27 protein-coding genes are annotated in these 26311 nt (G+C 42.1%); 14 read left to right on the top strand and 13 right to left on the bottom strand.

The window, feature by feature from the left end; translation table 11 throughout:
- The first annotated feature begins 130 nt into the window (after nucleotides 1–130).
- Nucleotides 131–1282, top strand: a complete 1152-nt coding sequence (locus MCT08_RS11215; RefSeq protein ID WP_274674779.1) for a 2-octaprenyl-3-methyl-6-methoxy-1,4-benzoquinol hydroxylase — start codon at nucleotides 131–133, stop codon at nucleotides 1280–1282.
- A gap of 241 nt (nucleotides 1283–1523) precedes the next feature.
- On the opposite strand, the gene crr is transcribed toward MCT08_RS11215, so the two are convergent.
- The 5 genes from crr to cysZ form a co-directional block, all read right to left on the bottom strand.
- The gene (crr, locus tag MCT08_RS11210) at nucleotides 1524–2033 is read right to left on the bottom strand and encodes a PTS glucose transporter subunit IIA (RefSeq protein ID WP_053310262.1); all 510 of its coding nucleotides are present in this window, start codon (nucleotides 2031–2033) and stop codon (nucleotides 1524–1526) included.
- Between the two features lie 105 nt (nucleotides 2034–2138).
- Nucleotides 2139–3863 (bottom strand): phosphoenolpyruvate-protein phosphotransferase PtsI, encoded by a 1725-nt coding sequence (ptsI, locus tag MCT08_RS11205; RefSeq protein WP_053310261.1) that lies wholly within the window; start codon nucleotides 3861–3863, stop codon nucleotides 2139–2141.
- Nucleotides 3864–4002: 139 nt separating this feature from the next.
- Complete coding sequence (locus tag MCT08_RS11200) at nucleotides 4003–4260, bottom strand: HPr family phosphocarrier protein (RefSeq protein WP_011078325.1); 258 nt, start codon at nucleotides 4258–4260, stop codon at nucleotides 4003–4005.
- 301 nt (nucleotides 4261–4561) lie between these two features.
- Nucleotides 4562–5530: a cysteine synthase A gene (cysK, locus tag MCT08_RS11195; RefSeq protein ID WP_274678426.1), complete on the bottom strand. Its 969-nt coding sequence runs from the start codon at nucleotides 5528–5530 to the stop codon at nucleotides 4562–4564.
- A 263-nt stretch (nucleotides 5531–5793) separates the two neighbouring features.
- Nucleotides 5794–6534, bottom strand: a complete 741-nt coding sequence (cysZ, locus tag MCT08_RS11190; RefSeq protein WP_274678425.1) for a sulfate transporter CysZ — start codon at nucleotides 6532–6534, stop codon at nucleotides 5794–5796.
- 242 nt (nucleotides 6535–6776) lie between these two features.
- On the opposite strand from cysZ, the gene zipA reads away from it, so the two are divergent.
- The 5 genes from zipA (at nucleotide 6777) to cueR (ending at nucleotide 12590) form a co-directional block, all read left to right on the top strand.
- Entirely contained in the window at nucleotides 6777–7619 is an 843-nt protein-coding gene (zipA, locus tag MCT08_RS11185) for a cell division protein ZipA (RefSeq protein WP_274673340.1), read from the top strand.
- 60 nt (nucleotides 7620–7679) lie between these two features.
- Nucleotides 7680–9695, top strand: coding sequence for an NAD-dependent DNA ligase LigA (gene ligA, locus MCT08_RS11180; protein ID WP_274678424.1), 2016 nt, complete (start codon nucleotides 7680–7682; stop codon nucleotides 9693–9695).
- Nucleotides 9696–10205: 510 nt separating this feature from the next.
- Nucleotides 10206–11216, top strand: coding sequence for a chitoporin (gene chiP, locus MCT08_RS11175; RefSeq protein ID WP_274678423.1), 1011 nt, complete (start codon nucleotides 10206–10208; stop codon nucleotides 11214–11216).
- A gap of 75 nt (nucleotides 11217–11291) precedes the next feature.
- Nucleotides 11292–12107 (top strand): hypothetical protein, encoded by an 816-nt coding sequence (locus MCT08_RS11170; protein ID WP_274678422.1) that lies wholly within the window; start codon nucleotides 11292–11294, stop codon nucleotides 12105–12107.
- A 69-nt stretch (nucleotides 12108–12176) separates the two neighbouring features.
- Entirely contained in the window at nucleotides 12177–12590 is a 414-nt protein-coding gene (gene cueR, locus MCT08_RS11165; RefSeq protein ID WP_168522918.1) for a Cu(I)-responsive transcriptional regulator, read from the top strand.
- Between the two features lie 11 nt (nucleotides 12591–12601).
- Here cueR and MCT08_RS11160 read toward each other — a convergent pair whose 3' ends face one another.
- The 5 genes from MCT08_RS11160 to MCT08_RS11140 all read right to left on the bottom strand — a co-directional run bounded on the left by MCT08_RS11160 (nucleotide 12602) and on the right by MCT08_RS11140 (nucleotide 17152).
- The gene (locus MCT08_RS11160) at nucleotides 12602–13051 is read right to left on the bottom strand and encodes an NfeD family protein (protein WP_261915724.1); all 450 of its coding nucleotides are present in this window, start codon (nucleotides 13049–13051) and stop codon (nucleotides 12602–12604) included.
- 8 nt (nucleotides 13052–13059) lie between these two features.
- Nucleotides 13060–13983: an SPFH domain-containing protein gene (locus MCT08_RS11155; protein WP_053310252.1), complete on the bottom strand. Its 924-nt coding sequence runs from the start codon at nucleotides 13981–13983 to the stop codon at nucleotides 13060–13062.
- A 265-nt stretch (nucleotides 13984–14248) separates the two neighbouring features.
- Nucleotides 14249–15103, bottom strand: coding sequence for a co-chaperone YbbN (locus MCT08_RS11150; RefSeq protein WP_053310251.1), 855 nt, complete (start codon nucleotides 15101–15103; stop codon nucleotides 14249–14251).
- Nucleotides 15104–15401: 298 nt separating this feature from the next.
- Nucleotides 15402–16229, bottom strand: coding sequence for an SDR family oxidoreductase (locus MCT08_RS11145; RefSeq protein ID WP_168522913.1), 828 nt, complete (start codon nucleotides 16227–16229; stop codon nucleotides 15402–15404).
- Between the two features lie 8 nt (nucleotides 16230–16237).
- A complete protein-coding gene (locus MCT08_RS11140) occupies nucleotides 16238–17152 on the bottom strand; it encodes a TIGR01777 family oxidoreductase (RefSeq protein WP_274678421.1) in 915 nt (304 codons plus the stop codon).
- A gap of 255 nt (nucleotides 17153–17407) precedes the next feature.
- Between MCT08_RS11140 and MCT08_RS11135 the strand changes: the two genes are divergently transcribed.
- The 5 genes from MCT08_RS11135 to yfcE are packed head-to-tail and all read left to right on the top strand — an operon-like array spanning nucleotide 17408 to nucleotide 20269.
- Complete coding sequence (locus MCT08_RS11135; RefSeq protein ID WP_053310249.1) at nucleotides 17408–18142, top strand: DUF1538 domain-containing protein; 735 nt, start codon at nucleotides 17408–17410, stop codon at nucleotides 18140–18142.
- Nucleotides 18139–18933 carry a DUF1538 domain-containing protein gene (locus MCT08_RS11130; protein ID WP_274678420.1) on the top strand — a complete coding sequence of 265 codons (795 nt, stop codon included), beginning with the start codon at nucleotides 18139–18141 and terminating at the stop codon, nucleotides 18931–18933. The genes MCT08_RS11135 and MCT08_RS11130 overlap by 4 nt, the downstream gene beginning before the upstream one ends.
- Nucleotides 18923–19273, top strand: coding sequence for a P-II family nitrogen regulator (locus MCT08_RS11125; protein WP_053310247.1), 351 nt, complete (start codon nucleotides 18923–18925; stop codon nucleotides 19271–19273). The genes MCT08_RS11130 and MCT08_RS11125 overlap by 11 nt, the downstream gene beginning before the upstream one ends.
- Nucleotides 19270–19674, top strand: coding sequence for a CBS domain-containing protein (locus MCT08_RS11120; protein ID WP_172532762.1), 405 nt, complete (start codon nucleotides 19270–19272; stop codon nucleotides 19672–19674). The genes MCT08_RS11125 and MCT08_RS11120 overlap by 4 nt, the downstream gene beginning before the upstream one ends.
- A 49-nt stretch (nucleotides 19675–19723) precedes the next feature.
- Nucleotides 19724–20269 (top strand): phosphodiesterase, encoded by a 546-nt coding sequence (gene yfcE, locus MCT08_RS11115; protein ID WP_261915721.1) that lies wholly within the window; start codon nucleotides 19724–19726, stop codon nucleotides 20267–20269.
- Nucleotides 20270–20285: 16 nt separating this feature from the next.
- Here yfcE and MCT08_RS11110 read toward each other — a convergent pair whose 3' ends face one another.
- The 3 genes from MCT08_RS11110 to MCT08_RS11100 all read right to left on the bottom strand — a co-directional run bounded on the left by MCT08_RS11110 (nucleotide 20286) and on the right by MCT08_RS11100 (nucleotide 22045).
- Nucleotides 20286–20564, bottom strand: a complete 279-nt coding sequence (locus tag MCT08_RS11110) for an Rdx family protein (RefSeq protein WP_274678678.1) — start codon at nucleotides 20562–20564, stop codon at nucleotides 20286–20288.
- A gap of 94 nt (nucleotides 20565–20658) precedes the next feature.
- A complete protein-coding gene (locus MCT08_RS11105; RefSeq protein ID WP_274678419.1) occupies nucleotides 20659–21174 on the bottom strand; it encodes a regulatory protein ToxS in 516 nt (171 codons plus the stop codon).
- A 10-nt stretch (nucleotides 21175–21184) separates the two neighbouring features.
- Nucleotides 21185–22045 carry a winged helix-turn-helix domain-containing protein gene (locus MCT08_RS11100; protein WP_261926613.1) on the bottom strand — a complete coding sequence of 287 codons (861 nt, stop codon included), beginning with the start codon at nucleotides 22043–22045 and terminating at the stop codon, nucleotides 21185–21187.
- Between the two features lie 257 nt (nucleotides 22046–22302).
- On the opposite strand from MCT08_RS11100, the gene htpG reads away from it, so the two are divergent.
- The 3 genes from htpG to hemH all read left to right on the top strand — a co-directional run bounded on the left by htpG (nucleotide 22303) and on the right by hemH (nucleotide 26304).
- Nucleotides 22303–24210 carry a molecular chaperone HtpG gene (gene htpG, locus MCT08_RS11095; RefSeq protein WP_274678417.1) on the top strand — a complete coding sequence of 636 codons (1908 nt, stop codon included), beginning with the start codon at nucleotides 22303–22305 and terminating at the stop codon, nucleotides 24208–24210.
- Between the two features lie 366 nt (nucleotides 24211–24576).
- The gene (gene adk, locus MCT08_RS11090) at nucleotides 24577–25221 is read left to right on the top strand and encodes an adenylate kinase (protein ID WP_168522897.1); all 645 of its coding nucleotides are present in this window, start codon (nucleotides 24577–24579) and stop codon (nucleotides 25219–25221) included.
- Nucleotides 25222–25338: 117 nt separating this feature from the next.
- Nucleotides 25339–26304, top strand: a complete 966-nt coding sequence (gene hemH, locus MCT08_RS11085) for a ferrochelatase (protein ID WP_274674056.1) — start codon at nucleotides 25339–25341, stop codon at nucleotides 26302–26304.
- The last annotated feature ends 7 nt before the right edge of the window (nucleotides 26305–26311 follow it).

Here is a 26311-nt window from a genome sequence, read left to right as displayed (position 1 = left end):
ATTCTATACAAGGCTGTATCTAGGTTTTTGCCATGTTTTTAATAAGGTTTTTGATGAAAAAAATTAGCAAAAATGTCTGAGGAACGTACAATGAAAAACAGCCTAAAAATCAGAATGAAAAGTGTAAATAATGGATAATTTTGACGTAGTGATCGTTGGTGGTGGCATGGTTGGTGCTGCTGTTGCGCTTGGTTTTGCCAAACAAGGACGCACCGTCGCGGTTATTGAAAGTTGCATCCCTGAAGCATTTGATGCTTCGCAAGCCTTTGATCTGCGTATTTCTGCTATTTCACAAACATCGGTTCAGCTATTGGAGTCTTTGGGGGCTTGGGAGTCTATTGCTCGCATGAGAACATGCCCATACCGTCGTTTAGAAACCTGGGAGCACCCTGAATGCCGAACGCGATTTAATAGCGAGGATTTAGCCTTACCACAGCTTGGTTATATGGTTGAAAATAGACTCATACAGTTGGGGTTATGGCAACAGTTCGAACACTATCCAAACCTAACATTACTTTGCCCTGAGAAGCTAGAACGTATTGATTTTGATGAGCTTAACACTGTGCATTTGCAGTCAGGAAAATCACTCAAAGCTCAATGGGTGGTCGGTGCTGATGGGGCCAACTCCAAGGTGCGCCAACTTGCTCATATTGGTGTTACGGCTTGGGACTATCGCCAACAATGCATGCTTATCAATGTGGAAACCGAAATGCCTCAACAAGATATTACCTGGCAGCAGTTTTTTCCTTCAGGACCTCGTTCATTTCTTCCTTTGCTCGGTCAGCAAGCTTCTTTGGTTTGGTATGACTCTCCAGCGCGCATTCGTCAACTATGTGCCTTGGACGCAGACGCGCTCAGAGGTGAAATATTATCTCACTTTCCACAAGAGCTAGGTGATATCAAGGTGTTGAAGTGGGGGGCGTTTCCTCTTACTCGGCGTCATGCTCAGCAATACTCAAAACGACAATGTGTTGTGGTCGGTGATGCGGCGCACACTATCAACCCGTTAGCAGGGCAAGGGGTGAATCTTGGTTTGAAAGATGCCAAGGTATTATTGAATGTTACTGAAGGAAAAGCTCGATTGTCTGATGACTTGCTGTATGAGTATCAATGTCGACGTTACCCAGATAACTTGTTGATGCAAACGGGAATGGATCTGTTTTATAAGACATTCAGTAACCAAGTTCCGCCAGTTAAGCTGCTTCGTAATGCGGTATTGAAGTTGGCAGAACACTCAGGTCCAGTTAAAGGCCAAGTGTTGAAGTACGCTTTAGGGCTTTAGGCTGTATATACCCTTCCCACTTGAAGCTGCAGCGGTGTTGGCTACATTCGTTCACCCCAATCACATAGTTTATCTATGCTCATGGGGATAAACTCACTTGCCGCCTACCTGCAACTTCAAGTAGTTTGGGTATGGCATCAACAGAGTGAATTTAGGTCCAAGATGTCATGAATTGAATACAATAAAAAACGCTGCTCAAAAGCAGCGTTTTTTTACATAACAATGACGATAACCAATAGGGTTACTTAGTTACGCGTAGAACTGGAGTTTCACCTACAGTTACAGAACCAGAAAGTTTGTTCAACTCTTTGATTTCGTCCATGTTAGAGATAACAACTGGAGTCAAAGTTGATTTTGCTTTCTCTTCTAAAAGCGCTAGATCGAATTCGATTACAGTATCGCCAGCTTTAACAGCTTGGCCTTCTTGTGCAATGCGAGTGAAGCCTTCGCCTTTCAGTTCAACAGTATCGATACCGAAGTGAACAAATAGCTCAACACCATCGTCAGACTCGATTGAGAATGCGTGGTTTGTTTCGAAGATTTTACCGATAGTACCATTTACAGGAGCTACCATCTTATTACCAGATGGTTTGATGGCAATACCATCACCAACGATTTTCTCAGCGAAAACAACATCTGGCACATCTTCAATATTTACGATTTCACCAGAAAGAGGTGCGATGATTTCGATTGCACCCGCATCAGCGCTGTCGTCAGATACTAGCTTTTTAAGTTTGTCAAACAGACCCATTGTGTCATGCTCCTAACGTTTAGTTTAATTCTGTCGATTTATAGTATACCAATCATTGAGATTAGACGACTACTTTTAGTCGTCTAGGTCATTGGTATCGGCAGATTATTGAGTTTTCTCTGCGATGAATTTGTCTACGCAAGCTTCAATCTCTGCAGCAGTTGGAAGAGAAAGTGCTTCTTCAGCCATTGCTTTCACGTCTGCAAAGTTTGAATTACGAATGACTTTCTTCACTGTCGGGATAGAAATACCGCTCATAGAGAACTCGTCAAGTCCCATGCCTAGTAGCAGAAGCGTTGCGCGTTCATCACCTGCGAGCTCGCCACACATACCAGTCCACTTGCCTTCAGCATGAGATGCATCGATAACTTGTTTAATCACCGTCAGTACTGCTGGTGATAGTGGATTGTAAAGATGAGAAATCATCTCGTTACCACGGTCAACCGCTAACGTGTACTGAGTCAAATCGTTAGTACCGATAGAGAAGAATGACACTTCTTTCGCTAAGTGATGAGCGATAGCTGCGGCAGCTGGTGTTTCAACCATGACGCCGATTTCGATATTCTCGTCGAAAGCAAGACCTTCAGCACGCAGTTCTGCTTTGTACTCTTCGATTGCGCTCTTAAGTTCACGAATCTCTTCAACAGAGATGATCATTGGGAACATGATGCGTAGTTTGCCGTGTGCAGATGCACGTAGAATACCACGTAGTTGATCGCGGAGAATTTCACGGCGATCTAGGCTAATGCGAACGGCACGCCAACCCAAGAATGGGTTCATCTCTTTTGGTAGATCCATGTATGGCAGATCTTTATCACCACCAATATCCATGGTACGGATAATAACCGCTTCACCGTGCATTGCTTCTGCAACTTCTTTATAAGCTTGGTATTGCTCATCTTCAGTTGGTAGGGCATCACGATCCATGAATAGGAATTCAGTTCGGTATAGACCGACGCCTTCACCACCATTACGTAAGATACCATCGCAGTCTTTTACGGTACCGATGTTACCGCACACTTCAACTTGATGTCCGTCTAGTGTAATAGCAGGGAGGTCTTTAAGTTTTGCTAGCTCTTCTTTTTCAGCGGCAAAGTCATCACGAATTTTTTTCGCTTCTTCAAGCTGTGCTTCTGAAGGATTAATGATGATTTTGTTGTTCATAGCATCAAGAACAAGCATATCGCCATTTTTCACTTTTTTAGTGATGTCGTTAGTACCAACAATCGCTGGAAGTTCAAGTGAACGAGCCATAATTGAAGTGTGAGATGTACGACCACCAATATCACAAGCAAAGCCCAACACGTAATCAAGGTTGATTTGTGCAGTTTCAGATGGTGTTAGATCGTAAGCAACAAGAATAACTTCTTCGTTGATATCGCTAAGTGAAACGATATTGATACCAAGAGCATTCTTAACGAAGCGAGAGCCGATATCACGGATATCTGTTGCACGTTCTTTTAAGTACTCGTCATCAAGAGACTCGAGTGCAGCAGCTTGTTCTTCGATCACGGTATAGATCGCGTTATCTGCATGCATTTTGTCATTTTTGATGAGTGCTAAAATCTCTTCTTCTAGCTCTTCATCTTCAAGCAACATGATGTGGCCTTCGAAGATGGCTTCTTTTTCTTCACCAAACGTTTCAAGTGCTTTTTGTTTAATCACTTCTAACTGAGCAGAAGATTTGTTACGTGCATCATAAAAACACTTAACTTGGTCTTCTACTTGAGCTTCTGAAATAGAGTGAGTATTTAGGACAATTTCATCTTCTTGAAGTAGCAGTGCTTTACCGAAAGCAATGCCTGGAGATGCTAGGATGCCTGAAATCATAGCCTTACCTTAACTTGGTCAACTGTAAACGGGAGGGTGTGTACTATTGCGCTAACGATAATTAATAGCCCAAAGTTTAGTCTATTTCCAACAAAGCCACTTTGTTTTCACAAAATGGCTTTGAAAATAGAGGACCGGATTAGTGTAGTTGGTCCATTAGAGCTACTAGGTGATCTACCGCTTGCTGAGCTTGAGGGCCTTCAGCAGAAATAGTCACAACAGTGCCTTTTACTAGGCCTAGTGTTTGAAGTTTGAAAAGGCTTTTAGCACTTGCGCTTTTGCCATTAGAAGTCACAGTGATGTCAGCATCGAATGCTTTCGCTTCTTTAACGAATTGCGCAGCAGGACGCGTGTGAAGACCGTTTTCTGCAGTGATTTCTACTTGCTTCTCGTACATGTTATATACCCCAATTGATTTATTTTTTGTTAGTTTCTCAACCAGAACAGCTTAACCGCTAATTGACGATTCTGCTAGTGCATCGACGTCGTTTGCGTGTCAGAACTGATACTGGTCTAAAATAGTACAATCGCGATTTCAATCTATGTTGTCGTTCGCCATTGTTCTGAAATACGTTTCTGACTTCTTTATTTTGAAGCTTAAAATAAAACATTGCTGATATTACCAAAGGAGAGGCAGGGATCAACAAAAAAGCCCCTGAACGGGGCTTTTTTAAACGAAAAATTGATTTGACCACATATTACTGCTGGTTCTCTTTCTCGGTAAATATACCGGCAAATAGTGCGGTGCTTAGATAACGCTCACCAGAACTTGGGAGTATGGTAACAATAGTTTTTCCAGTAAATTCAGGTAGTTCTGCTAATCTATTGGCCGCGACAACAGCAGCTCCAGACGAAATTCCAGCGAGAATACCTTCCTCTTCCATAAGACGTCGTGCCATAGCAATCGCTTCGTCAGAAGTGACAGGTTCAACACGGTCAATTAGAGATAAATCTAAGTTTCCTGGAATGAAACCAGCGCCGATACCTTGGATTTTATGTGGAGCCGGCTTGATTTCTTCACCTGCAATCGCTTGTGCTATGACCGGTGACTCGGCAGGTTCAACGGCAACAGAGATAATCGCTTTGCCTTTTTCACCTTTTATGTAACGACTTGTTCCAGTCAATGTGCCGCCTGTGCCCACACCTGCGACAAATACATCAATTTCACCGTCGGTTGCATCCCAAATTTCAGGACCTGTGGTTTTTTCGTGAATTTGTGGGTTTGCAGGGTTATTGAATTGTTGCAGCAGCAAGAATTTCTCTGGGTTACTTGCCACGATTTCTTCGGCTCTAGCGATCGCGCCTTTCATACCTTTTGCAGCTTCGGTTAATTCTAAGTTTGCACCTAAAGCTTTCAATAATTTGCGGCGCTCTAAGCTCATTGATTCTGGCATAGTTAAGGTCAGTTTATAACCGCGGGCTGCCGCAACAAACGCAAGGGCAACGCCGGTGTTACCACTGGTTGGTTCTACTAGTTCAACACCAGGTTTAAGAGTACCTGCTTTCTCCGCTTCCCAAATCATATTCGCGCCAATACGACATTTAACACTGAAGCTAGGGTTGCGAGCTTCAATTTTAGCAAGCACTTTGCCATTACTGACTTTGTTTAGGCGAACTAAAGGTGTGTTACCAATAGTTAAAGAGTTGTCTTCGTAGATTTTGCTCATTGCGATATTCCTTTATTACACACGTTAATCGTGTCTGTTAGATAAGTAGGACACGTGAGTGGATACAGAAAGAAGGATATGTGTTAACCCTGAAACGTAGAAGGATTAAAAAGTTATAAGTTATATATCCTTCCTACTTGAAGTTGCGACGACGTTGATTCCTCAATCACATAGCTTGCGTATGCAAATGAGCTCTCACTTAAGTGCAACTCCAAGGTGTTTAGAGGGTTAGGTAAACCAATCTATCTCGATTGGAGCTTGTTTTAGCATAGTTTATTCTTAAATTCGGCAACCCACATAGCGGTTGCACCACAAACTGCAACAGGCATAACAATTAAGTTAAGAATAGGAATAGTCGTAAACACCGACACCAAAATACCAAAGCTATAGGCTTTACCCTGTTTTTGTTTCAAATTGTGTCTCATTTGATCAAAGCTGATTTTATGGTTGTCGAAGGGGTAGTCACAATACTGCACGGCCAACATCCAAGCGGTGAACATAAACCATAGTAGGGGGCCGACGGTTTGTCCTAACGCTGGGATCAACAACAATAAAAATAAGCCAATCGCTTTTGGTAGCGTATAAAGTAACTTACGCCATTCTCGAGCAATAACTCTTGGCACATCTTTGATGACAGACATCAAGCCATCATCATTAACGGGGGCGCCAATAAGCTTTTCTTCTACTTTTTCAGCAAGTAAACCATTAAACGGAGCCGCGATAAAGTTCGCTAGCGTGCTAAAAAAGTATGAAAACGTAGCTAGGATAGTAATCGCTAATAATGGCCAGAGGATATAACTTAGCCAAGATAAGAAGCCTGGTATTTGGCCGATTAACTGGGTAATCCAAGTATCCAAGTGGCTGAATAGATAAAAAAGTGCACCACCAACCAAAATAATATTGGTGAGTAAAGGGAGTAAAACAAAACGACGAATTCCCGGGGTAAGAGCCAGTTCAAGCCCAAAGAAGAAGTAACCAAAGCCAGAGCGTTGCTGATGTGTCATATCATTTCCAATACAAAATTTTATCAATTAATAGCGTGAAAGCTATTCTACTCAACCTATCGAAGAAGAAAAGCGTGGTGAAAATCACATCATGTATGGAACTTCTCACATTAAGTTGTTCTAAATCGGTACTAAGTTTTGGTAAAGTACCTGAATAGACCGAATAATCCACCTTGGTGATACGTTCAGTTCAGCGATATACAGCAACGAACAACAATACATCGAGAAACTGAGAGTGAAAAATGCAGGAATTGAGATTCGTACTCATCATTGTTGGCGCGCTAGCGATAGCCGCTCTACTGTTCCACGGCCTTTGGACCAGTAAGAAAGAAGGGAAATCGAAGTTTGGCGACAAGCCTCTCGGGAAAATCGATGTTGATCACGATGATTCCGTCTCTTCACCGCAACGTTCGTTTGCTCCAGAAGATGATTTTGAGATTATCCGAAAAGAACGCAAAGAGCCTGACTTCAGTGAAACAGTTGATCCATTAATTGATGGTTATCCTGAAAAGATGGTTGCAGTAGATACTGTTGATGAGATTGAGGATATTCCTTCAATTTCTGTATCAGAAGCTCCGCAACCGGTTATTGTTCAAGACACTGCTCACGTTGAGCAAGAGAGCCAAGAAGTTGAAGTTGCAGTTGCAGAAGAACAACCCGCAGATATGGAAGTGCTAGTACTTAATGTACATTGCGCAGCAAATGAACCTTTCGTCGGTACTAAGCTTTTTGATAGTATGCAGCAAAATGGCTTGCTCTACGGTGATATGGATATATTCCACCGTCACGCTGATCTTTCAGGGACAGGTAAAGTATTATTTAGTGTTGCTAATATGATGCAACCAGGCACACTGGAGCATAATGATCCTGCTGATTTCACTACACAAGGTATTTCATTTTTCATGACTCTGCCATGCTACGGTGAAGCGGACCAAAACTTTAAATTGATGCTCAAAACCGCGCAACAAATTGCCGATGATCTTGGCGGTAATGTGCTTGATGACGCTCGTAACCTGATGACTCCAGACCGCTTAGCAGCATATCGTCGTCAGATACAGGAATTTAAAAACGCTCGTAGCGCGTAAATAAAAAACAGACCACTAAGGGCTCCTCGTCGGAGCCTTTTTTCATGATCCGAGAGAATTATGACTCAAACAATTCAAAACCAATTAAATCAGTTACGTGAAACGCTTCACTACCATTCGGTACGTTACTACGTTGAAGATAGCCCTGAAATTCCAGATGCAGAGTATGACCGGCTTATGCGTGAGTTACTTGAGTTGGAAGCTCAACATCCTGAACTCATTACTTTAGACTCACCAAGCCAGCGAGTCGGTGGTAAGCCTCTTGATGGATTTGAGCAAGTTAAACATGAAATACCGATGCTATCTTTGGATAATGCGTTCGATGATGATGAGTTGGATGCTTTCCACAAGCGCATACAAGACCGCTTAGCTACGACTGAGCTAGATGCGTTTTGCTGTGAACCTAAGCTAGATGGTTTAGCGGTAAGTTTATTGTATGAAAATGGTGTTTTGATCCAAGCTGCAACGCGTGGCGATGGTACGACAGGAGAAAACATTACTGAGAATGTCAGAACTATCAGCGCGATTCCTCTGAAATTACAGGGGGAAGGGTGGCCTACTCGCCTAGAAGTGCGTGGAGAAGTCTTTATGCCCAAAGCTGGTTTTGAACGTTTGAATCAGCAAGCGCTAAAAACGGGTGATAAAACTTTTGTTAACCCTAGAAATGCTGCGGCAGGCAGTTTAAGGCAGTTAGACTCCAAAATTACGGCAAAACGCCCGCTTAATTTTTATGCTTACAGCGTGGGGGTTGTGGAGGGGGCTGAATTGGCACTGAGCCACTATCAACGCTTTTTGCAATTAAAAGCGTGGGGTTTGCCTATGTGTCCTGAGACACGCTTGGTGAATTCGCTCGATGAAGTTAAAAGCTATTATCAAAGTATTTTAACCCGTCGTGAGCAGTTAGCTTACGAGATTGATGGCGTGGTCATCAAAGTGGATGATATCCAAGCTCAGCAACAATTGGGCTTTGTTGCTCGAGCACCACGATGGGCGATTGCGTATAAATTCCCTGCGCAAGAAGAGATTACGGTACTTAATGATGTTGAGTTCCAAGTAGGACGAACCGGCGCGATTACACCAGTGGCTAAACTAGAACCTATTTTTGTGGGTGGGGTTACCGTTAGTAATGCCACGTTACACAATGCCGATGAAATTGAACGTTTGGGAGTCAAAATCGGTGATAGTGTCACGATTCGTCGTGCGGGGGACGTGATCCCGCAAGTCGTTTCCGTTGTTTTAGACCGACGTCCTACATCAGCAAGAGATATTATTTTTCCCAGCCATTGCCCAGTATGCAATTCAGAGATTGAACGCGTTGAAGGTGAAGCGGTGGCTCGCTGTACTGGTGGCTTAGTTTGTCAGGCCCAGCGTAAAGAAGCGCTTAAACATTTCGTATCACGTAAAGCGCTAGATGTTGATGGATTAGGTGTTAAAGTCATTGAGCAGTTGGTTGATAAAGAGATGGTAAAAACACCCGCCGACCTTTTTCGACTCAAAGCGGGGCAATTGACTATTTTAGAACGCATGGGTCCCAAATCGGCGCAAAATATTGTCAATGCTTTAGAAAAATCAAAACTCACCACTCTCGCTCGCTTTTTGTATTCTCTCGGTATTCGTGAAGTAGGGGAGGCCACGGCTGCAAATTTAGCTCTGCATTTTGAAACTTTAGACAATATCAGCCAAGCGACATTTGATGAGCTACTTGAAGTTCAAGATGTAGGTGTAGTTGTTGCGAGTCACATCACTTCTTTTTTTGAGCAAGATAAAAACAAAAAAGTCATTGAAGAATTAATGGAGTTAGGTATTCAGTGGCCAAGTGTTGTAAAGCCGAGTGAGGATAGCGTTCAACCACTTTTAGGTAAGGTTGTTGTATTGACGGGGAGTTTATCTCAGTTGTCAAGAAGTGATGCCAAGGCTGCTCTGCAAGCTCTGGGGGCAAAAGTGACTGGCAGTGTTTCCAAAAACACAGATATATTATTTGCCGGTGAAGCGGCAGGCTCTAAGCTGGCCAAAGCACAAGAACTTGGCATTGAAATTCGCACTGAGCAAGATTTACTCTCCATGATGAATGCCTAGCCTTTTATTTTCTCCCTGTATGTAATTAAGCCTCAATTTTTCTAATTGAGGCTTAATTTTTTATAAAAAAAAGCATTCTGCCTTTTTGTTTTAATTCTTACATTATTGTGCTTTTATCCATTGTTACTAAAAATGCTCTCCTCTACTTTCTCGTAATTATTGCGAGCCACTTCAAGTTAATTGAAATGGAAAAACACTCAACGTATTGTTTTTTATATCTTTTATTTTTTTCGTGTTCGGGTTTTACTATTTATTAGATCTCGATCTCTTACTTGGCTAAAGTTTGCTGTGGCTCATATTTTTTTAGATAAAAATTAAGTTCTCGTTGATGTTTTTTGCTGCGAAGTTAGTCTACTAAGCATGGATACACGGTGTGTATGCAGGAAATAGAAAATCAAAAGTTAAAGGTTAATTTAGGTTTTCAACATAGGAAATGATTTCTCCCTTCGGCGGCCAACTTAAGGTGAGAAATATAAAAAGCAGCTATATCCATTTTTAGGAGTTTTTTCCATGGACAAAATGTTTAAACGTACTCTGCTAGGTGCAGCAGTAGCAATCGCTTCAACTGGTGCTTTCGCAGCAGAAGAGACAGGCCAGATTGGTGTTCTTTCTGATTTCAATGTTCAAGCTTATGGTGTCGCGGCAATTTCAGTATTTTATCAAGAAGATAGCAATGGCTACGACTACGAAAATGAATCACGAATTGGTTTTCGCGCTAGCAAAGATATGTTCGATAATGTAAATGTTTTTATGCAAATCGAATCTGGTTATGTTGGTGAAGACGGTAAAGGTAGTACTCTCGGTGCTCGTGATACTTTCCTTGGTCTACAGGGTGATTGGGGTAAAGTGCGTTTTGGCCGTATGCTGACACCTTTGTATGAAATCGTTGACTGGCCATACTCTAACCCAGGTCTAGGTCGTGTATTCGACTGGGGTGGGGATGTAAAAGCTCACTATGATCGTAAAGGCGATATTGCTCGTTATGATTCTCCTTCTTTCAGTGGTTTTACATTTAATGTTTCTGTAGGGCGTGGTGATGTAGGTACAAAAGATTCGAACCATGTTGGTGCCGCTGTTCACTATAATGTGGCTGATATTGTGACTGTTCATGGTGGTTTTGAGTCCAACGCAAAATATGGTGGCAGTGATATTGATTCAACTGCATATATTGTTGGTTTTGAACTACCTTTACCCGCTGGTTTTGGTTTAGCTGGTGCTTATAAGTACAATGAAGGCGAATCTAAGCATGCCGCTTATGTAGGAAAAGAAGCAGAGCAAGGTCAATATTCAATCATTGCTCAATACTGGAATGGGCCTTGGGGTGTTAAAGTAGGCTATGCCGCTAACCTTGAATCGGAAATTGCAGGTGTAGAACAAGATGATGCTGATGAAGTTTTGTCAGCTCAGTTAATGTATGTTAAAAATGGTTTTGTACCTTACTTACGTGTAGGCCAGCATGATGCATACAATGCTGATGATAAGAAAGCATTTGTACGTGTAGGTCTAGAATACGGTTTCTAATTTACGTGTATTGCCTTTCATTAATTAAAATACCGGCCTAGTGCCGGTGTTTTTGCTCGAATATAAAGGATAATTATGATGAATCTATTTAGAGCTTCGATAATTTTTTCAACTGCTATGGTTGCGGTTGGATGCAGTAATTTAGACAGTTCTAGTGCATTTAATGATGTCGCAAAAAATATCCAAGAAAGGCACAACTATGTTCAAGTTGTAGCGAAAGATATTACTCCTGAAACAAAAGCACTTTTAGGTGCCGATATTGTAAAATCTGAATTGAACTATGTGGGTAATTTCCCTAAAACGGCCGAAAAGAATATTGACAGTTCTTATGTGGATATGAATGTTACTTACTTTAAGAATTACGACCAATTCAAGACAGTTACCTATTCATCACAACACCTAGAATTAGATACTTATCGTCCATTAGCTGAAACATGCACAGAGCACTGTACTACAACGCAGTGGTTTAAGTTTCCACTTTCACCAGAATTCATACAGCAAACTACAGATGACTCAATAGTGTTTACATTGAATTCGTCTACGAATAAAAATAAGGTGGAATTTTCTGTTCCCAAAGCCTATTTTTTAGCGGTTATTGAAGAAGCCAATTATGTGTTAGTTGGGGCATCTCAGCCTTCCACCGCTATAGCGCAGGTTCAAGCTGAAGTTACTGCGAGCACTGCAAAATCAGTCGAAATGGTTCAATATTGGTTTACTGAAGCATCGGTAAGCGAGCAAAAAGCATTTGCAGATTGGGCTTTTGTCAATCGCTCTTCTATCAACCAAGCACTAAAAACTGAAAGTAAGCCCTTAGAAATGCTTTCTTACTGGTATGAAAAAGCGGATAAATCTGAAAAATCTCAAATTCTAAGCTGGTTATTGAATCAATAGTAATCGACTTGCTTTCTCATGGTAATAAAGGCATGTTTATCAACATGCCTTTTTCATTGAATTTTTAACATGAATATTAGCCAAGTCGCTCAATTAACGGGATTGAGTGCCAAATCTATTCGACTCTATGAAGAAAAAGGGTTGATTACCCCTCCGCTAAGGTCAGAAAATGGATATCGTCACTATCAACAAGAGCATGTAGATGATCTTTTACTGATTGCGCGTAGCAAACGTGTTGGGTTCAGTTTGGAAGAGTGTAAGTCTTTACTCGCTTTAGCCAATGACCCGTCTAGAACCAGCTTTTCAGTCAAAGAAAAGGCCAAAGAAAAGCTGCAGCATGTTTCACGAAAACTCGCCGAATTGGAGTTAATTAGAGAACAACTGGAAGAATGGATTAACGAATGCCCTGGTGATGAGGGGAGCGATTGCCCAATCATTGATAATTTGAAAGGGCAGTGCTGTAAAACAAAAGGCGACAAATAGTCGCCTTTTGTTTATTGCGGCTCAACGATCAAAACAATGCCATCAACTTCGACGACTTTGACTAAACTGCCCGCTGCGATGTCTTGCTTGCATTGCGCTGTCCAGGTGGTATCTCCGAGAGTTAGGCGAAACGTCCCTTGTTGAACATCTTCTGTTAGCCGCGCAGTTTGTCCAATCAGTTGTTTCTGTTTTTGGTTAAGTTTGCGCGATTTGTCACTGTCATGATCAGACTTAAACTGTTTTCTCCACCATAACCATGTGGTGATCAAAGAGAAACTGGCAAAGGTTAGCCACTGCAGCTGCCAGCTGATGGGTAACATGGCGAAAATCACTCCAACAAGTACTGCTGAAATACCGAGCCAAAGAAAATAGCCGGCAGTACCGAATAGTTCTAGCGCCACGAGCACCAAACCAAACGCTAGCCAGTGCCAGTAATTGATTTGTTGTATAAGTTCTATCACTTGGTTACCTACTTATCTTTTACGGATGGTTGCTTGAACATTTCAGCGATTCCAGCCACGGACCCCATTAGCCCCGTAGCTTCTAACGGTAGCATGATGATCTTCCCATTTTCTGCTTGGCCAATGGCTTTTAAGGCATCAGTATAACCTTGCGCAATGAAATAATTCACAGCTTGCATGTCGCCTTGTGCTATGGCGTTTGACACCATTTCAGTTGCCTTCGCTTCCGCTTCGGCAGCCCGTTCACGAGCCTCGGCTTGTAAAATTGCTGCTTGTTTTTCACCTTCCGCCTTTAATATTTCAGACTGCTTTTGGCCTTCTGCACGTAAAATTTGAGCTTGGCGTACCCCTTCTGCTTCTAGAATGTCTGCCCGCTTATTACGCTCAGCCTTCATCTGCGCATTCATTGCTGCAGTTAGATCGGCTGGTGGCTGAACATCTTTTATCTCGATACGAGTGACTTTAACTCCCCATGGGTTAGTGGCTTGGTCAACGATAGAGAGCAGTTTTGTGTTGATCATGTCACGCTGGCTAAGCATTTCATCGAGCTCCATTGAGCCTAGCACTGTACGCATGTTAGTCAGTGTTAAATTTCGAATGGCGTGTTGTAGTTCACTTACCTCATAAGCGGCTTTTGCGGCATCTATCACTTGTACAAAGCACACGGCATCAATCACAACATTGGCATTATCTTTAGAGATCACCTCTTGGGCGGGAATATCTAACACTTGTTCCATCATGTTGATTTTTTGTCCGATTTTGTCAACAAATGGAATAATAATATTTAAGCCAGGTTGTAGAGTATGGGTATAGCGACCAAAGCGCTCCACTGTCCAATTACTTCCTTGAGAAACCGTTTTCACTGCTGCAAAGATAAAAGCAATAACAACGAATACGAATATGCCAACGGCAACGATTGAATCTAAAGCCATAACTGATCCTTTTTGATTATTGATTCTCCTAGCTTTGGTGGTTGTTGATATTATTCATCCAAGCTTAGGAGTGCTATTTTTCTATTTTGTATTATACCGTTACTATTTGACGCTACTGTGGGGTTGGTTATGTTCTCTCAAATAAATCACATCGTTTATCTATGCTCATGAGGATGAACTTGCTTGGTGCTAGACTACTACTTCAAGTTGTTTAGTTATAATACAATTAAGGCTGGGAAATCCCAGCCTTAATTGTTTGATATTATTAATATAATAATGAATATAGTTGTCTTCTATAGTAACCGGCGAGGCTATTACCTTGCCCTAGAGCGCTCAATATATCCATAAAGACTTTTTTGATTTCACCATCTAAGCAGTTGAGATCGCTCTTTAAAAAAGACCATAAAAGTTCTAGTGCTTCTTCATCTCGGCTGACTTGATGATATTGAAGTGCAAGTTCACTCGCTAGCTGAGCATTATCAGGTTGCGCTGCAAAGTTTTCCTCTAACGCTTGTATTTCAGGGCTATCAGCGGCTTGCTTATGCAGTTCCAGTTTGGCAACTAATCCTTTGTAATAGCTATCTTGATATTCTAACGGGATGTGTTGCAATTCCGCTTCTGCCGCATCGTATTGCTGCGTTTCCAAAAAAACATCCGCAAGGGCGAGTTTGGCTTCACCCTTTTCCTTTATCTCTTGTGGCAGATTTAATAGCAAAGGCAGGGCGTCAGAGTGTTGAGACTGTTGAATTAGTTCCAAAGCGTTCTTTAAATCAACCTCACTTTGGCTCGGCAAATGCTTATTTAGCATCTCTTTAACCGCGTCAATAGTTTGAGGTCCGCCTAAGCCATCCACCGCTTGACCGTTGATAAAAAGTGCAATGGTTGGCAAAGTTTGCACGCCAAACTGTGCGGCAACGGCTTGTTCTTCCTGACAATTTAATAGTGCTAAGGTAAAAGCACCATTGTGTTGTTGGGTGAGGGTTTGCAGCTCTGGAATGATCTGCGCACTCTCTTGGCTCATTGGTGCCCAAAAATGAAATAAAATAGGAGTATTTACCGAGCCCTCGAACACTTCTCTAAAGTTATTCTGATTCACTTCAACAATGTAAGGAGATAGCATTGTTTGTTCCTTTGCTGTGTTAGGTCTATAGCTAAGAGATAGGGTTAAAAGTTGAAATATCAAGGGGAAAAACAAAAAACGCCACAAGGCTGCAGCGTTTTTGTCTCTTAACGAGAGAGCAAGCAAAGGTGTCTATAGTATTAATAATAAAGTCAGCGCAACACCGACACTGAGCCAATTTAATTGGTGTAATGTCATATTTGTCGTACCACATGCAACGCTTAGTATTAGGGTATCTGGAATGTCCAGAGCTGCATGATGTCACTTGAATGTTACGAAAAAATGACAAGTTGGTCATTTATGCCGCTTTATCTAACAGATGATCTAACCACCGATTCGGAACCACTCGTTTAAGGATTGCAAACACTTTTGTTGGAGTGGTAATGCGATAACGAAGCTTCGGCTTAGACGATTCAAGTGCATGTAGGAGATAGGGGAGGCAAGCTTTGGCTGGTAAAGCAAAGGCGTTATTTGATTTATCGCCATTGAGTCTTTGAATTTGACTTTGATAAACAGTGCTGTGAACGCTATTTGGGGTGTCAATCCAATGCTTAAACGCTGTAAGCGCATTGGCACGAAATGAAGTTTCGATTGGCCCTGGCTCAATAATGCTGATTAGTATGTTGGTTGTTCTAAGTTCAAGACGTAAGGTGTCACTCCATCCTTCAATCGCAAATTTGGAAGCATTGTAGGCTCCGCGATATTTCATCGCAGCGAAACCTAGTACTGAGCTATTTTGAATGATCCTTCCTTCTCCTTGTTTGCGAAAGTGAGGGATAATTTCTGTTGTGAGTTGATGCCAACCAAAAAAGTTGGTTTCAAATTGTTCACGTAAAGCTGCCGTTGGCAGATCTTCAATCGCTCCCGGTTGACCATAAGCTCCGTTATTGAATAGCGCGTACAGTTTTCCATCACATAAATCCATCGTTTGAGTAACCGCCTCTGTAATGCTTTTCTCACAACGTAAATCGAGTTGGATACAAGTTAACCCTTCTTGACGAAGCTTTTCGACATCTTCCAATTTCCGGCATGAAGCGATCACATGATAGCCGCGTTGCTGTAAGGCATGCGCTGCCATATACCCAATGCCAGTTGAGCAGCCTGTTATCAATATTGCTTTCTTCATACCAGTTCCTAAAGGTTGCGTTTTAGAATGTTTTTGAACGCAGGTTCTATATGTGAGTATTGGAAATGAAAGCCAAGTTCGGTCAGTTTTTTTGGTTTTGCCCGGATGCTATCAAAAAGTAACACAGCAGCCTCTCCCAAAATGATGTTCATTAGCCATTTAGGTGTGAATAATAGATGAGGTCGGTTTAGCGTTTTCGCTAATGATTGACTAAAAACCTTGTTGGTAACGGCGTGTGGTGCACACAGGTTAAAAGCACCTTGCGCATGCTGAGTTTCCAGTAAATAGGTGATGGCTCTTACCATGTCCAGCATATGTATCCACGGCATGTATTGCTCTCCGGAGCCTAGCTGGCCACCAAACCCTAACTTGTAAGGTGGCAACATTTTCGCTAGCGCTCCCCCTTCGGTCGCTAGCACAATACCAGTTCGTAATAGGCAAACTCTGGTTCTTTCTGATTGAGCTTTGAGGGCGATTTGCTCCCATTTAGCGCATACCTGATGAGGAAAATTGTCGCTGTGGGCGTGTAAGGTCTCATCGAAAGGATGTGATTGTTGATCTCCGTAATACCCCACTGCAGAACCACTGATAAAAACGTGCGGTGGTTCGGTGCTAGCATGGATCAACTCAACTAATTGTTCTGTGATTTCCCAACGGCTAGCGCATATCGTTTTTTTCTGTTTTGGGGTCCAACGTTTATCGGCGATAGGTTCACCTGCCAGGTTAATAATGGCGTCAAATTGGTTGAGATCTTTTAATGTTGATAGCGATGTTAAATAGGTGAAATTGCTATTATCAACGTGCTTGAGCTGCTCTTTAGCGCGTGGAATATTACGGGTTAGGATGTGTATATCGTGGGCAAGAATCTGTTTTATCAATGCCTTACCGATAAAACCAGTTCCGCCAGTTAATAGTATTTTCATATCACTACCTCTTGGATTATCCATGATAGAAGGTGGTCGCGATTCCTACTAAGTATTAGAGTATTGCTGCAACTCAATTGTTTTGAACATTTAACATTCAACAGGCCTATTTCAGCATACGTTAAATAATGACAGTGATAAATGACAAACTTTGTAACATTTGGTCACTTTTTTCTGCGCCTCGCAACCCATATCACACTCTCATCAGTCTTGATTTGCCATTATGAACAAAGATATCAAACACGGGAGGAATGAATGGACTCGATGGTGGCACTACTTAAAGCGATGATAGGAAGTTTGCGAGATCTGCTGCCGATAGTTGCCGTTATTGTGTTTTTCCAACTCATTGTATTACAAGAACCACTGCCCAATTGGCTGCCAATCATTGTTGGTTTAGTGCTGGTTGTGTTGGGGTTGACGTTTTTTATTTTTGGATTAGAGATGGGGCTATTCCCTATCGGCGAGTCAATGGCGCAAGCCTTTGCGAGAAAAGGAAGTGTCGCGTGGTTACTTACCTTTGCTTTTTTCTTAGGTTTTGGTACCACGATTGCTGAACCCGCTTTAACTGCTGTAGCTGATGAGGCGGCGAATGTGGCCGCAGCCGAAGGGGTGATCACCGCATCAGTTGAAAGTATGGACGATTATGCCAATGGTCTAAGACTCACCGTCGCGTTTTCTGTAGGAATTGCCATTGTATTAGGGGTGTTGCGTATTTTGAAAGGCTGGCCCATTCATTACATGATCATCGGTGGTTATGTTGGTGTCGTCATTCTGACCGCTTTTGCGCCTGAAAATATTATCGGTATTGCTTATGACTCGGGTGGTGTCACCACTTCGACCATCACGGTTCCTTTGGTGACAGCGTTAGGGGTAGGTCTCGCTTCTGCCATCAAGGGACGAAACCCAATGATTGATGGTTTTGGCTTGATTGCTTTTGCCTCATTACTACCGATGATGTTTGTCATGGTTTATGGGATGGTGCTGGCATGAATGCATTAATCCTGTTCTTCGACATGCTAGGTTCCACTATTTTGGATGTCGTTCCCATTGTCACGATTATTTTTGGCTTCCAGTTTGCTGTATTACGCAAACCTATCGTACGTCCGATAAGAGTAATTTTAGGTTTTTGTTACGTTATCATTGGCTTGACTCTGTTCCTTTTAGGACTTGAATTGGCCTTATTCCCTTTAGGGGAGACGATGGCGCAGCAGTTAACTGCCCCTCAATTTCTCGCGGAATTTAAAATTAGTATGGGTAATTCCCTACATTGGTTTGACTACTTTTGGGTCTATCTATTTGCGTTTTGTATTGGTTTTAGCACCACGGTAGCCGAGCCATCTTTAATTGCTGTCGCGATTAAAGCAAACCAGGTATCCGGTGGCAGTATTAGCGTTAATGGTTTGCGAATCGCGGTTGCTCTTGGGGTAGCTTTTGGAATTTCACTTGGCAGTTATCGTATCGTGGTTGGTGACCCTATCCATTACTACATCATTGCCGGGTATGTGGTGGTAGTGATCCAAACCTTTTTTGCTCCTAAGCTTATTGTGCCATTAGCTTATGATTCTGGTGGTGTGACAACATCAACCGTAACCGTGCCAATTGTGGCCGCATTGGGTTTGGGTTTGGCTTCGACCGTTCCAGGAAGAAGTCCTATGATTGATGGGTTTGGGCTGATTGCATTTGCCAGTCTATTCCCGATTATCTCTGTAATGGGCTATGCGCAGATCACTCAATGGTTAAATAAAACTGCGTCATCAAAGGAGAAAGAAAATGCGCTTTAAACTGATACTGGCTTTTGTTGAAGACAGCAAAACCGATATTGTACTAGACGCTGCGCGTAATGCTGGCGCTACAGGGGCGACGGTTATCAATAATGCAAGAGGAGAGGGGTTAAATAAAAAGCGAACCTTCTTTGGCTTAACATTGGATGTGCAAAAAGATGTGGTGTTGTTTGTGGTCGAAGAACACCTTGCTCGCCACATTTTAGAAACGATTAATGATGTTGGGGAGTTTGACCAAGAGTCAGGGCAGGGTATTGCTATTCAAATCGATATTGAAGATGCCGTCGGTGTTGCTCATCAAGTCGCAACATTAACTAAAGTGGTTGAGGAAGAGCTATGAGTTTGCATAATAAGATCCGAGTTAGAGATGTAATGGCTAATACTTACGTTATCGTCGATGGTTTAACGACGGTGCATGAAGGCATTCATTTAGCTAAACAAAATCAAGTCAAAGCGTTAATCGTTGATAAACGACACGAAGATGATGAGTATGGGATTGTATTGATGAATGATATCGCCAAAAAAGTATTGGCTCAAAACCGAGCTACACAGCGAGTCAATATCTATGAAATCATGACCAAACCAGCGTTATCTGTATCTCCGGACATGAATGTGAAATATTGTGCGAGGTTGTTTGAACGTTTTGGTATTAGCCGAGCTCCAGTGATTGAAAATGGTAAGGTGGTCGGTATGGTCAGCTACAACAATATTGTGATTAACGGCATGGCGAGAGATGACTAAGTGTTTTTAAATTCGTACAATTTCCCCATCAAAACTATGGAGATATATTGTGAAGTTGTTTTTTGCCTCTGATTTGCACGGTTCACTACCTGCAACCGAAGCCATGCTAGCCTTATTTGAGCAATCAGATGCTCAAACCTTAGTATTACTTGGCGATATCCTAAATCATGGTCCTCGTAATCCTATCCCTGAAGGTTATAATCCCGTAGCGGTTGCGGAGCGACTCAATCAGTACGCCGATAGCATTGTTGCGGTTAGAGGAAACTGTGATAGTGAAGTTGATCAGATGCTGCTCAAGTTTCCAATGATGATGGATTACGCTTGGGTATTACTTGAGTCTGGAGTGCGCTTTTTTATCACTCATGGCCATCTTTATAACGCACAACAGATGCCACCGCTCAAAAATGGGGATGTACTGATTCATGGACATACCCATATTCCAACGGCAGAGCCACTAAACCAAGTGTTTATCATGAACCCAGGCTCTGTCACTTTCCCGCGTAACAATTTCCCGCCAAGCTATGCCATATATAGCGAAGGCTTATTTCAGGTATTAGGATTGAATGGCGAATTGATTGTTAAAAATTCAATCTAATGTACCAGTGAGGCCATTATTTATTGTCGGAATGCCCAAGATCTCTTTCAGGAGCAACAATATCTCTTACCCGTTGTTTGAGCACTTTTGCTTCTGGAAAACCACCATCTTGTTTGCGTTCCCAAATAATTTTCTGGTTGCAAATTATTTCAAATCGTCCGCCAGTATCTGGGTGTAAACTCACGGAATCAATCTCTTCACTAAAAGTATGTAGTAATTCTTGGCTTAGCCATGCTGCTCGTAACATCCAATTGCACTGACGACAGTAATAGATGTGAATCGTTGCTTTATGCATCATTGTCCTTTTCGGGTATTCAATAAACGAAAGGCGGTTTTTACGCTATGTACCAAATAGCCGCCTTTCGCTTGGTTGTATGGGGTGGCTAGTATCAGTTGGTAAACAGAACCGTTGACCCATGACTGAGGCTGGTAAGCAGCAATGTTTTCTCGTTTACAACGTCGATACGCCGACTTTGTTGGGCATCCATCTTGAAGAATTGTGTAATTAACTCGAGCTGCTCAGGGGTAAAGTCTTTACCTTGAGTAGAGGTAATATCTTTAAATTCTGAAGGTGAGATTAGCAGGTAGCTGTCACTGACATCCCATTCGCCCGTCTCTGAAATGCTAATCCTACTTTCACTTTCTGAGCCAGTAGCAAATAATAAAATGTTAGACATTCTAATATAGCTACCATTTGGTAGATATTTTACATTAGACGTGACATCAACACGGCGCAGTGTACTGACGGAATCACTTCGCACGCTTGGTCTAATCACCGTCGTCATTTTTGATTGCCACTCTTGGGAAGTAAGGGTTTGCTCAGTTTTAATATCACTGCCCCAGTAGATCCAAGCGCTAAAGATAGCTGAAACTACCAAGATAATTGTTGCGATTTTCTGGTTCATCTTCATGCCCTTATTTACACACGTTGGTGAAATCATCTTGGTTAGCTAAAATGCGTAAGGTGATATTTTCACCAGAGAATTCAGAGCTATGGATGTAGTTCAATACCAATTGATTATTTTGCCCACCAGTTGCAATCACTTCTTTTGGTGCTAGCTCACCAGTATGTGACTTATTGTATTTTTTGACACATTTCTCAATAGAAGGCAGCCAGTTAGTCAAGTCAGGATGATTAATTGGTGTATTCACGACAATATTATTGTAGACAGCCAATTGCCTAAATTTAGAATGGCTAGGGCTGGTTAAGAGCAGAGCCAATATGGGCAATAAAATAGCAACCACTAACATCAATTTACTTCGTATGGTTAGCTTTTGTTTGTCAGCCTTAACATTAGGTGGGATAGTCGCATTAGGGATGAACTCTTCACTGGGAGTGGGACTCCCCGTAACGATAATAGAATCAGCTTCGAATTCTTCCACTTCAGCGCTCTCTTGTTGCTCGACCACTGGTTCTTTGTGAGAATTTGGCAATGAACGCGAAATAGAAGCAATCATCTGATAACCACGCTTTGGAACGGTTTTCACGAACTCTGGTGATTTTGTTGAGTCTTTTAACATTTTTCGCAGTGTCGAAATCGCTTGCGTTAAGCTTGAGTCGTCGACTTCAAAGCCTTGGTCTCGCCAAACAAACTCATGTAACTCATGTCGAGTAATCACTTCATTCGGTCTTTCACAGAGTAGCAGCAGAATACGGCTTTCATTACTGCCGAGCCGAACCATTTCGCTATCATTTTCTTGATCAATAAGAGAGTTGCTGTTGGGGTCAAAGGTGAATCTTTCAGCAAGTATATATTTTGTACCTATGTTACTCATTGTTATCTTCTTATTGTTGATATGGTGAGTAGTTCATCAACCTAGCAGCTTGGGGAAGCAATTGATGAAACAGTATACTAAGTTTTATTTTCTTTTATAAAAATATGGCCAAGCATAATCAAAACAAATAAAAAAAACAGTGTTTTTATTATCTTTGACCTTGATTTTACATTTGTCATCCTCATGTTACTAGCAAATCATTCTCAGTTGCACACAATGGCGTGTGTGAATAATCACTCAGATGTTATGGAGCTAGTATGAGCGAAACTGCCACAAACAATAAAGAAACTCGTGGGTTTCAGTCTGAAGTCAAGCAGTTACTTCATCTTATGATTCACTCTCTTTACTCAAATAAAGAGATTTTCCTGCGCGAATTGATTTCGAATGCCTCTGATGCTGCGGATAAACTTCGTTTTCAAGCCTTGTCAAACCCAGACCTATATAAAGGTGATGCAGAGCTTGGTGTTAAGCTGTCGTTTGATCAAGATGCAAATACGTTAACGCTTTCGGATAACGGCATCGGTATGAGCCGTGAGGATGTAATTGAACATCTAGGAACGATTGCTAAATCAGGCACGGCTGAATTTTTCTCTAAACTGTCTCAAGATCAATCAAAAGATTCGCAATTGATCGGCCAATTCGGGGTCGGTTTCTATTCAGCATTCATTGTTGCAGATGCGGTTACAGTACGTACTCGCGCAGCCGGCCTTGCCGCAGACCAAGCTGTACAATGGCACTCTGCGGGGGAAGGTGATTACACGATCGAAAATATCATCAAAGAATCTCGTGGTACTGACATTATCCTGCATATGCGTGAAGAGGGTAGAGAGTTCCTAAACGAGTGGCGCCTACGTGATGTGATCAGTAAATACTCGGATCATATTGGTATTCCGGTCTCAATTCAGACTAAAGTTCGTGACGATGAAGGCAAGGAAACCGATGAGACGCAATGGGAGCAAATCAACAAAGCTCAAGCATTGTGGACCCGTTCTAAATCTGAAATTACGGATGAAGAGTATCAAGAGTTCTATAAGCATGTGTCTCATGACTTTGCTGATCCGCTGTTGTGGAGCCACAACCGTGTAGAAGGCAAGAACGACTACACTAGCTTGCTTTATATCCCAGCGAAAGCACCTTGGGATATGATGAACCGCGATCATAAATCAGGTTTGAAATTATACGTTCAACGTGTATTTATCATGGATGACGCGGCGCAATTTATGCCATCTTACCTGCGTTTTGTTCGCGGTTTGATTGATTCAAATGATCTGCCTTTGAACGTGTCTCGTGAGATTTTACAAGACAACAAAGTGACTCAGTCACTGCGTAATGCATGTACTAAGCGTGTCCTGACGATGCTTGAGCGCATGGCCAATAATGATGCAGATAAATATCAGTCATTCTGGAAAGAGTTTGGCTTGGTATTAAAAGAAGGTCCTGCTGAAGATATCGCTAACAAAGAAAAGATTGCCAACTTATTACGCTTCGCTTCAACGGAAGTTGACTCTGCGGAACAGACGGTTAGCTTGGCGTCCTATGTTGAGCGTATGAAAGAGGGACAAGATAAGATCTACTACCTCACAGCAGACAGTTATGCTGCAGCGAAAAACAGCCCACACTTAGAACAGTTCAAAGCGAAAGGCATTGAAGTCATTTTAATGTTTGATCGTATCGATGAATGGCTAATGAACTACTTGACGGAGTTTGATGGTAAGCAATTCCAGGCGATTACGAAAGCAGGTTTAGATCTTAGCCAGTTTGAAGATGAAGCTGAAAAAGAAAAACATAAAGAGACGGAAGAAGAGTTTAAGTCTGTCGTTGAGCGTACCAAGCAATACTTGGGTGAACGTGTTAAAGAAGTTCGTACTACCTTTAAGTTGGCAACAACTCCAGCAGTAGTCGTGACTGATGACTATGAGATGGGCACTCAAATGGCTAAACTTCTTGAAGCGGCTGGTCAAGCTGTTCCTGAAGTTAAGTACATCTTTGAGCTAAACCCTGAACATGCCTTGGTTAAGCGCATGGCTGATGAAGCCGATGAGCAAGCGTTTGGTCGTTGGGTCGAAGTACTGCTTGGCCAAGCAATGCTTGCTGAGCGTGGTTCAATGGAAGACCCATCTCAATTTTTAACGGCGATTAACCAACTTTTGACTAAGGTTGAATAACCGTTAAATAAACAAAAAGCTCGCATATGCGAGCTTTTTGTTTTGAATTGTGATGATTTGCTTAGAACTGACGCTAATTTGTGCAAAACGGAAGCGAAAATCTAAGCCGGATTACATTCTTTAGTCTTAATCTCGTCAGCAGCATTGAATTCTATGTTAGAATGCTGCACTTGAACCAAGCGAATAAGGTGTGTATTTTGCACGCCAAACAGTGTGCTTTGCTCAACTGAATTGTTCGTTAAGCTGTAGTTGTTCGCTAAAATCACTAACGTTATACCGAAACTTACCGTTGTATATGTTCGTATCTTTATGTTCGTAACGCTGTGAGCTTCGGTATAAATCATAATTTTCTAAAGAGGATTAAACATGCGCATCATTCTTCTAGGTGCTCCAGGTGCAGGTAAAGGCACTCAAGCTCAATTCATCATGGAGAAGTACGGTATTCCACAAATCTCTACTGGTGACATGCTACGTGCTGCTATCAAAGCTGGTACTGAGCTTGGTAAACAAGCAAAGTCAGTCATCGACGCTGGTCAACTAGTTTCTGATGAAATCATCCTTGGTCTTATCAAAGAGCGTATCGCTCAAGCTGATTGCGAAAAAGGCTTTTTGCTAGATGGTTTCCCTCGCACTATCCCTCAAGCTGATGGCTTAAAAGAGATGGACATTGCTGTTGATTATGTAATCGAATTCGATGTTGCGGATGATGTTATTGTTGATCGTATGGCGGGTCGTCGTGCTCACTTACCTTCTGGCCGTACTTACCATGTTGTTTACAATCCACCTAAAGTGGAAGGCAAAGATGACGTAACCGGTGAAGATTTGGTTGTTCGTGATGATGATAAAGAAGAGACCGTACGTGCTCGTCTAGGTGTTTACCACGACCAAACTGCACCGCTTATTGCTTACTACAGCAAAGAAGCTGCAGCGGGCAACACTAAGTACCTAAAATTTGATGGTACTAAGCAAGTTGCTGAAGTGAGCGCAGATATTGAGAAAGCACTAGCATAATTGGCTAAGTACTGATTATCTAACTTTGTTATAGTGAAGGCGACCTAGATAGGTCGCTTTTTTTATGAACTTTCTAGTCATGGATTCGTATTCAACAGACTACAGTAAAATAGATGAATGGAAGTTATGCAAAATAATAAACGACAAGGGGTATTACTGGTTAATTTAGGTACTCCAGATGAACCTACAACTCCTGCTATTAAACGCTTCTTAGGTCAGTTTTTACACGATCATCGTGTCGTCGATATGAGTCGATGGATATGGTGCCCAGTGTTACATGGCATCATTTTACCGATCCGTTCACCTAAAGTTGCGAAACTCTATCAGTCAGTGTGGATGGATGAAGGTTCACCACTGATGGTTTATTCACAACGTCAAGCCAAACGTTTAGCTGAGCGTATAGCCATGCCTGTCGAATTAGGGATGACCTATGGCTCTCCAAGTTTGTTAGATGGTGTTAAATCTCTATTAGAGCAAGACGTTGAAGAGATTGTCGTATTGCCACTTTATCCTCAATATTCCGGCACAACCACAGCAGCGGTTTTTGATGGCTTAGCCAAAGTGATGAAAAATATCCCGGTGACACCAAACTTACACTTTGTGCGAGATTATCATGATCATCCACTTTATATTCGGGCGTTAGCGGACAAAGTTCGCCAATCTTGGAAGGAGAATGGACAAGGAGATTACCTGCTTTGTTCTTATCATGGTATTCCTAAGCGTTACGCTGATAATGGTGATATTTATCCGCAGCACTGCGAGCGCACAACGCAGCTCTTGGGGCAAGAATTAGGCCTAAATTTGCAACAAATAGGGATGTCTTATCAATCGATATTTGGCCGTGAAGAGTGGTTGCAACCTTATACAGATAAGACCTTAGAGGCTTTACCTAAACGTGGTGTGAAAAGTTTGGATATCATTACCCCGGCATTCTCGGTGGACTGTTTAGAAACCTTAGAGGAAATATCGGAGCAGGGTAAAGAAACCTTTATCCATGCTGGTGGAGAATCATTTACTTATATTGAATGCCTAAATGACTCAGAGATGCATATTGATATGATGGCTTGTCTTATTGCGCGCTGATTTGAAT

It is taken from the genome of Vibrio aestuarianus (genome assembly GCF_028858425.1).
Classification (GTDB): Bacteria; Pseudomonadota; Gammaproteobacteria; order Enterobacterales; family Vibrionaceae; genus Vibrio; species Vibrio aestuarianus.
The sequence above is the reverse complement of the archived record's forward strand: the minus strand, read 5'-3'. Positions and strand labels throughout refer to the sequence as shown.

What these genes read in the sequence shown, in the direction of transcription:
- MCT08_RS11135 (WP_053310249.1), top strand. Translation starts at nt 17,408, where the DNA reads ATGGACTCGATGGTGGCACTACTTAAAGCGATGATAGGAAGTTTGCGA.
- cysK (WP_274678426.1), bottom strand. Translation starts at nt 5,530, where the DNA reads ATGAGCAAAATCTACGAAGACAACTCTTTAACTATTGGTAACACACCT.
- cueR (WP_168522918.1), top strand. Translation starts at nt 12,177, where the DNA reads ATGAATATTAGCCAAGTCGCTCAATTAACGGGATTGAGTGCCAAATCT.
- ligA (WP_274678424.1), top strand. Translation starts at nt 7,680, where the DNA reads ATGACTCAAACAATTCAAAACCAATTAAATCAGTTACGTGAAACGCTT.
- MCT08_RS11170 (WP_274678422.1), top strand. Translation starts at nt 11,292, where the DNA reads ATGATGAATCTATTTAGAGCTTCGATAATTTTTTCAACTGCTATGGTT.
- crr (WP_053310262.1), bottom strand. Translation starts at nt 2,033, where the DNA reads ATGGGTCTGTTTGACAAACTTAAAAAGCTAGTATCTGACGACAGCGCT.
- MCT08_RS11120 (WP_172532762.1), top strand. Translation starts at nt 19,270, where the DNA reads ATGAGTTTGCATAATAAGATCCGAGTTAGAGATGTAATGGCTAATACT.
- MCT08_RS11200 (WP_011078325.1), bottom strand. Translation starts at nt 4,260, where the DNA reads ATGTACGAGAAGCAAGTAGAAATCACTGCAGAAAACGGTCTTCACACG.
- hemH (WP_274674056.1), top strand. Translation starts at nt 25,339, where the DNA reads ATGGAAGTTATGCAAAATAATAAACGACAAGGGGTATTACTGGTTAAT.
- MCT08_RS11130 (WP_274678420.1), top strand. Translation starts at nt 18,139, where the DNA reads ATGAATGCATTAATCCTGTTCTTCGACATGCTAGGTTCCACTATTTTG.
- MCT08_RS11150 (WP_053310251.1), bottom strand. Translation starts at nt 15,103, where the DNA reads ATGCTATCTCCTTACATTGTTGAAGTGAATCAGAATAACTTTAGAGAA.
- MCT08_RS11100 (WP_261926613.1), bottom strand. Translation starts at nt 22,045, where the DNA reads ATGAGTAACATAGGTACAAAATATATACTTGCTGAAAGATTCACCTTT.
- cysZ (WP_274678425.1), bottom strand. Translation starts at nt 6,534, where the DNA reads ATGACACATCAGCAACGCTCTGGCTTTGGTTACTTCTTCTTTGGGCTT.
- MCT08_RS11140 (WP_274678421.1), bottom strand. Translation starts at nt 17,152, where the DNA reads ATGAAAATACTATTAACTGGCGGAACTGGTTTTATCGGTAAGGCATTG.
- MCT08_RS11155 (WP_053310252.1), bottom strand. Translation starts at nt 13,983, where the DNA reads ATGGCTTTAGATTCAATCGTTGCCGTTGGCATATTCGTATTCGTTGTT.
- MCT08_RS11110 (WP_274678678.1), bottom strand. Translation starts at nt 20,564, where the DNA reads ATGCATAAAGCAACGATTCACATCTATTACTGTCGTCAGTGCAATTGG.
- adk (WP_168522897.1), top strand. Translation starts at nt 24,577, where the DNA reads ATGCGCATCATTCTTCTAGGTGCTCCAGGTGCAGGTAAAGGCACTCAA.
- MCT08_RS11105 (WP_274678419.1), bottom strand. Translation starts at nt 21,174, where the DNA reads ATGAACCAGAAAATCGCAACAATTATCTTGGTAGTTTCAGCTATCTTT.
- chiP (WP_274678423.1), top strand. Translation starts at nt 10,206, where the DNA reads ATGGACAAAATGTTTAAACGTACTCTGCTAGGTGCAGCAGTAGCAATC.
- zipA (WP_274673340.1), top strand. Translation starts at nt 6,777, where the DNA reads ATGCAGGAATTGAGATTCGTACTCATCATTGTTGGCGCGCTAGCGATA.
- htpG (WP_274678417.1), top strand. Translation starts at nt 22,303, where the DNA reads ATGAGCGAAACTGCCACAAACAATAAAGAAACTCGTGGGTTTCAGTCT.
- MCT08_RS11215 (WP_274674779.1), top strand. Translation starts at nt 131, where the DNA reads ATGGATAATTTTGACGTAGTGATCGTTGGTGGTGGCATGGTTGGTGCT.
- MCT08_RS11145 (WP_168522913.1), bottom strand. Translation starts at nt 16,229, where the DNA reads ATGAAGAAAGCAATATTGATAACAGGCTGCTCAACTGGCATTGGGTAT.
- MCT08_RS11125 (WP_053310247.1), top strand. Translation starts at nt 18,923, where the DNA reads ATGCGCTTTAAACTGATACTGGCTTTTGTTGAAGACAGCAAAACCGAT.
- ptsI (WP_053310261.1), bottom strand. Translation starts at nt 3,863, where the DNA reads ATGATTTCAGGCATCCTAGCATCTCCAGGCATTGCTTTCGGTAAAGCA.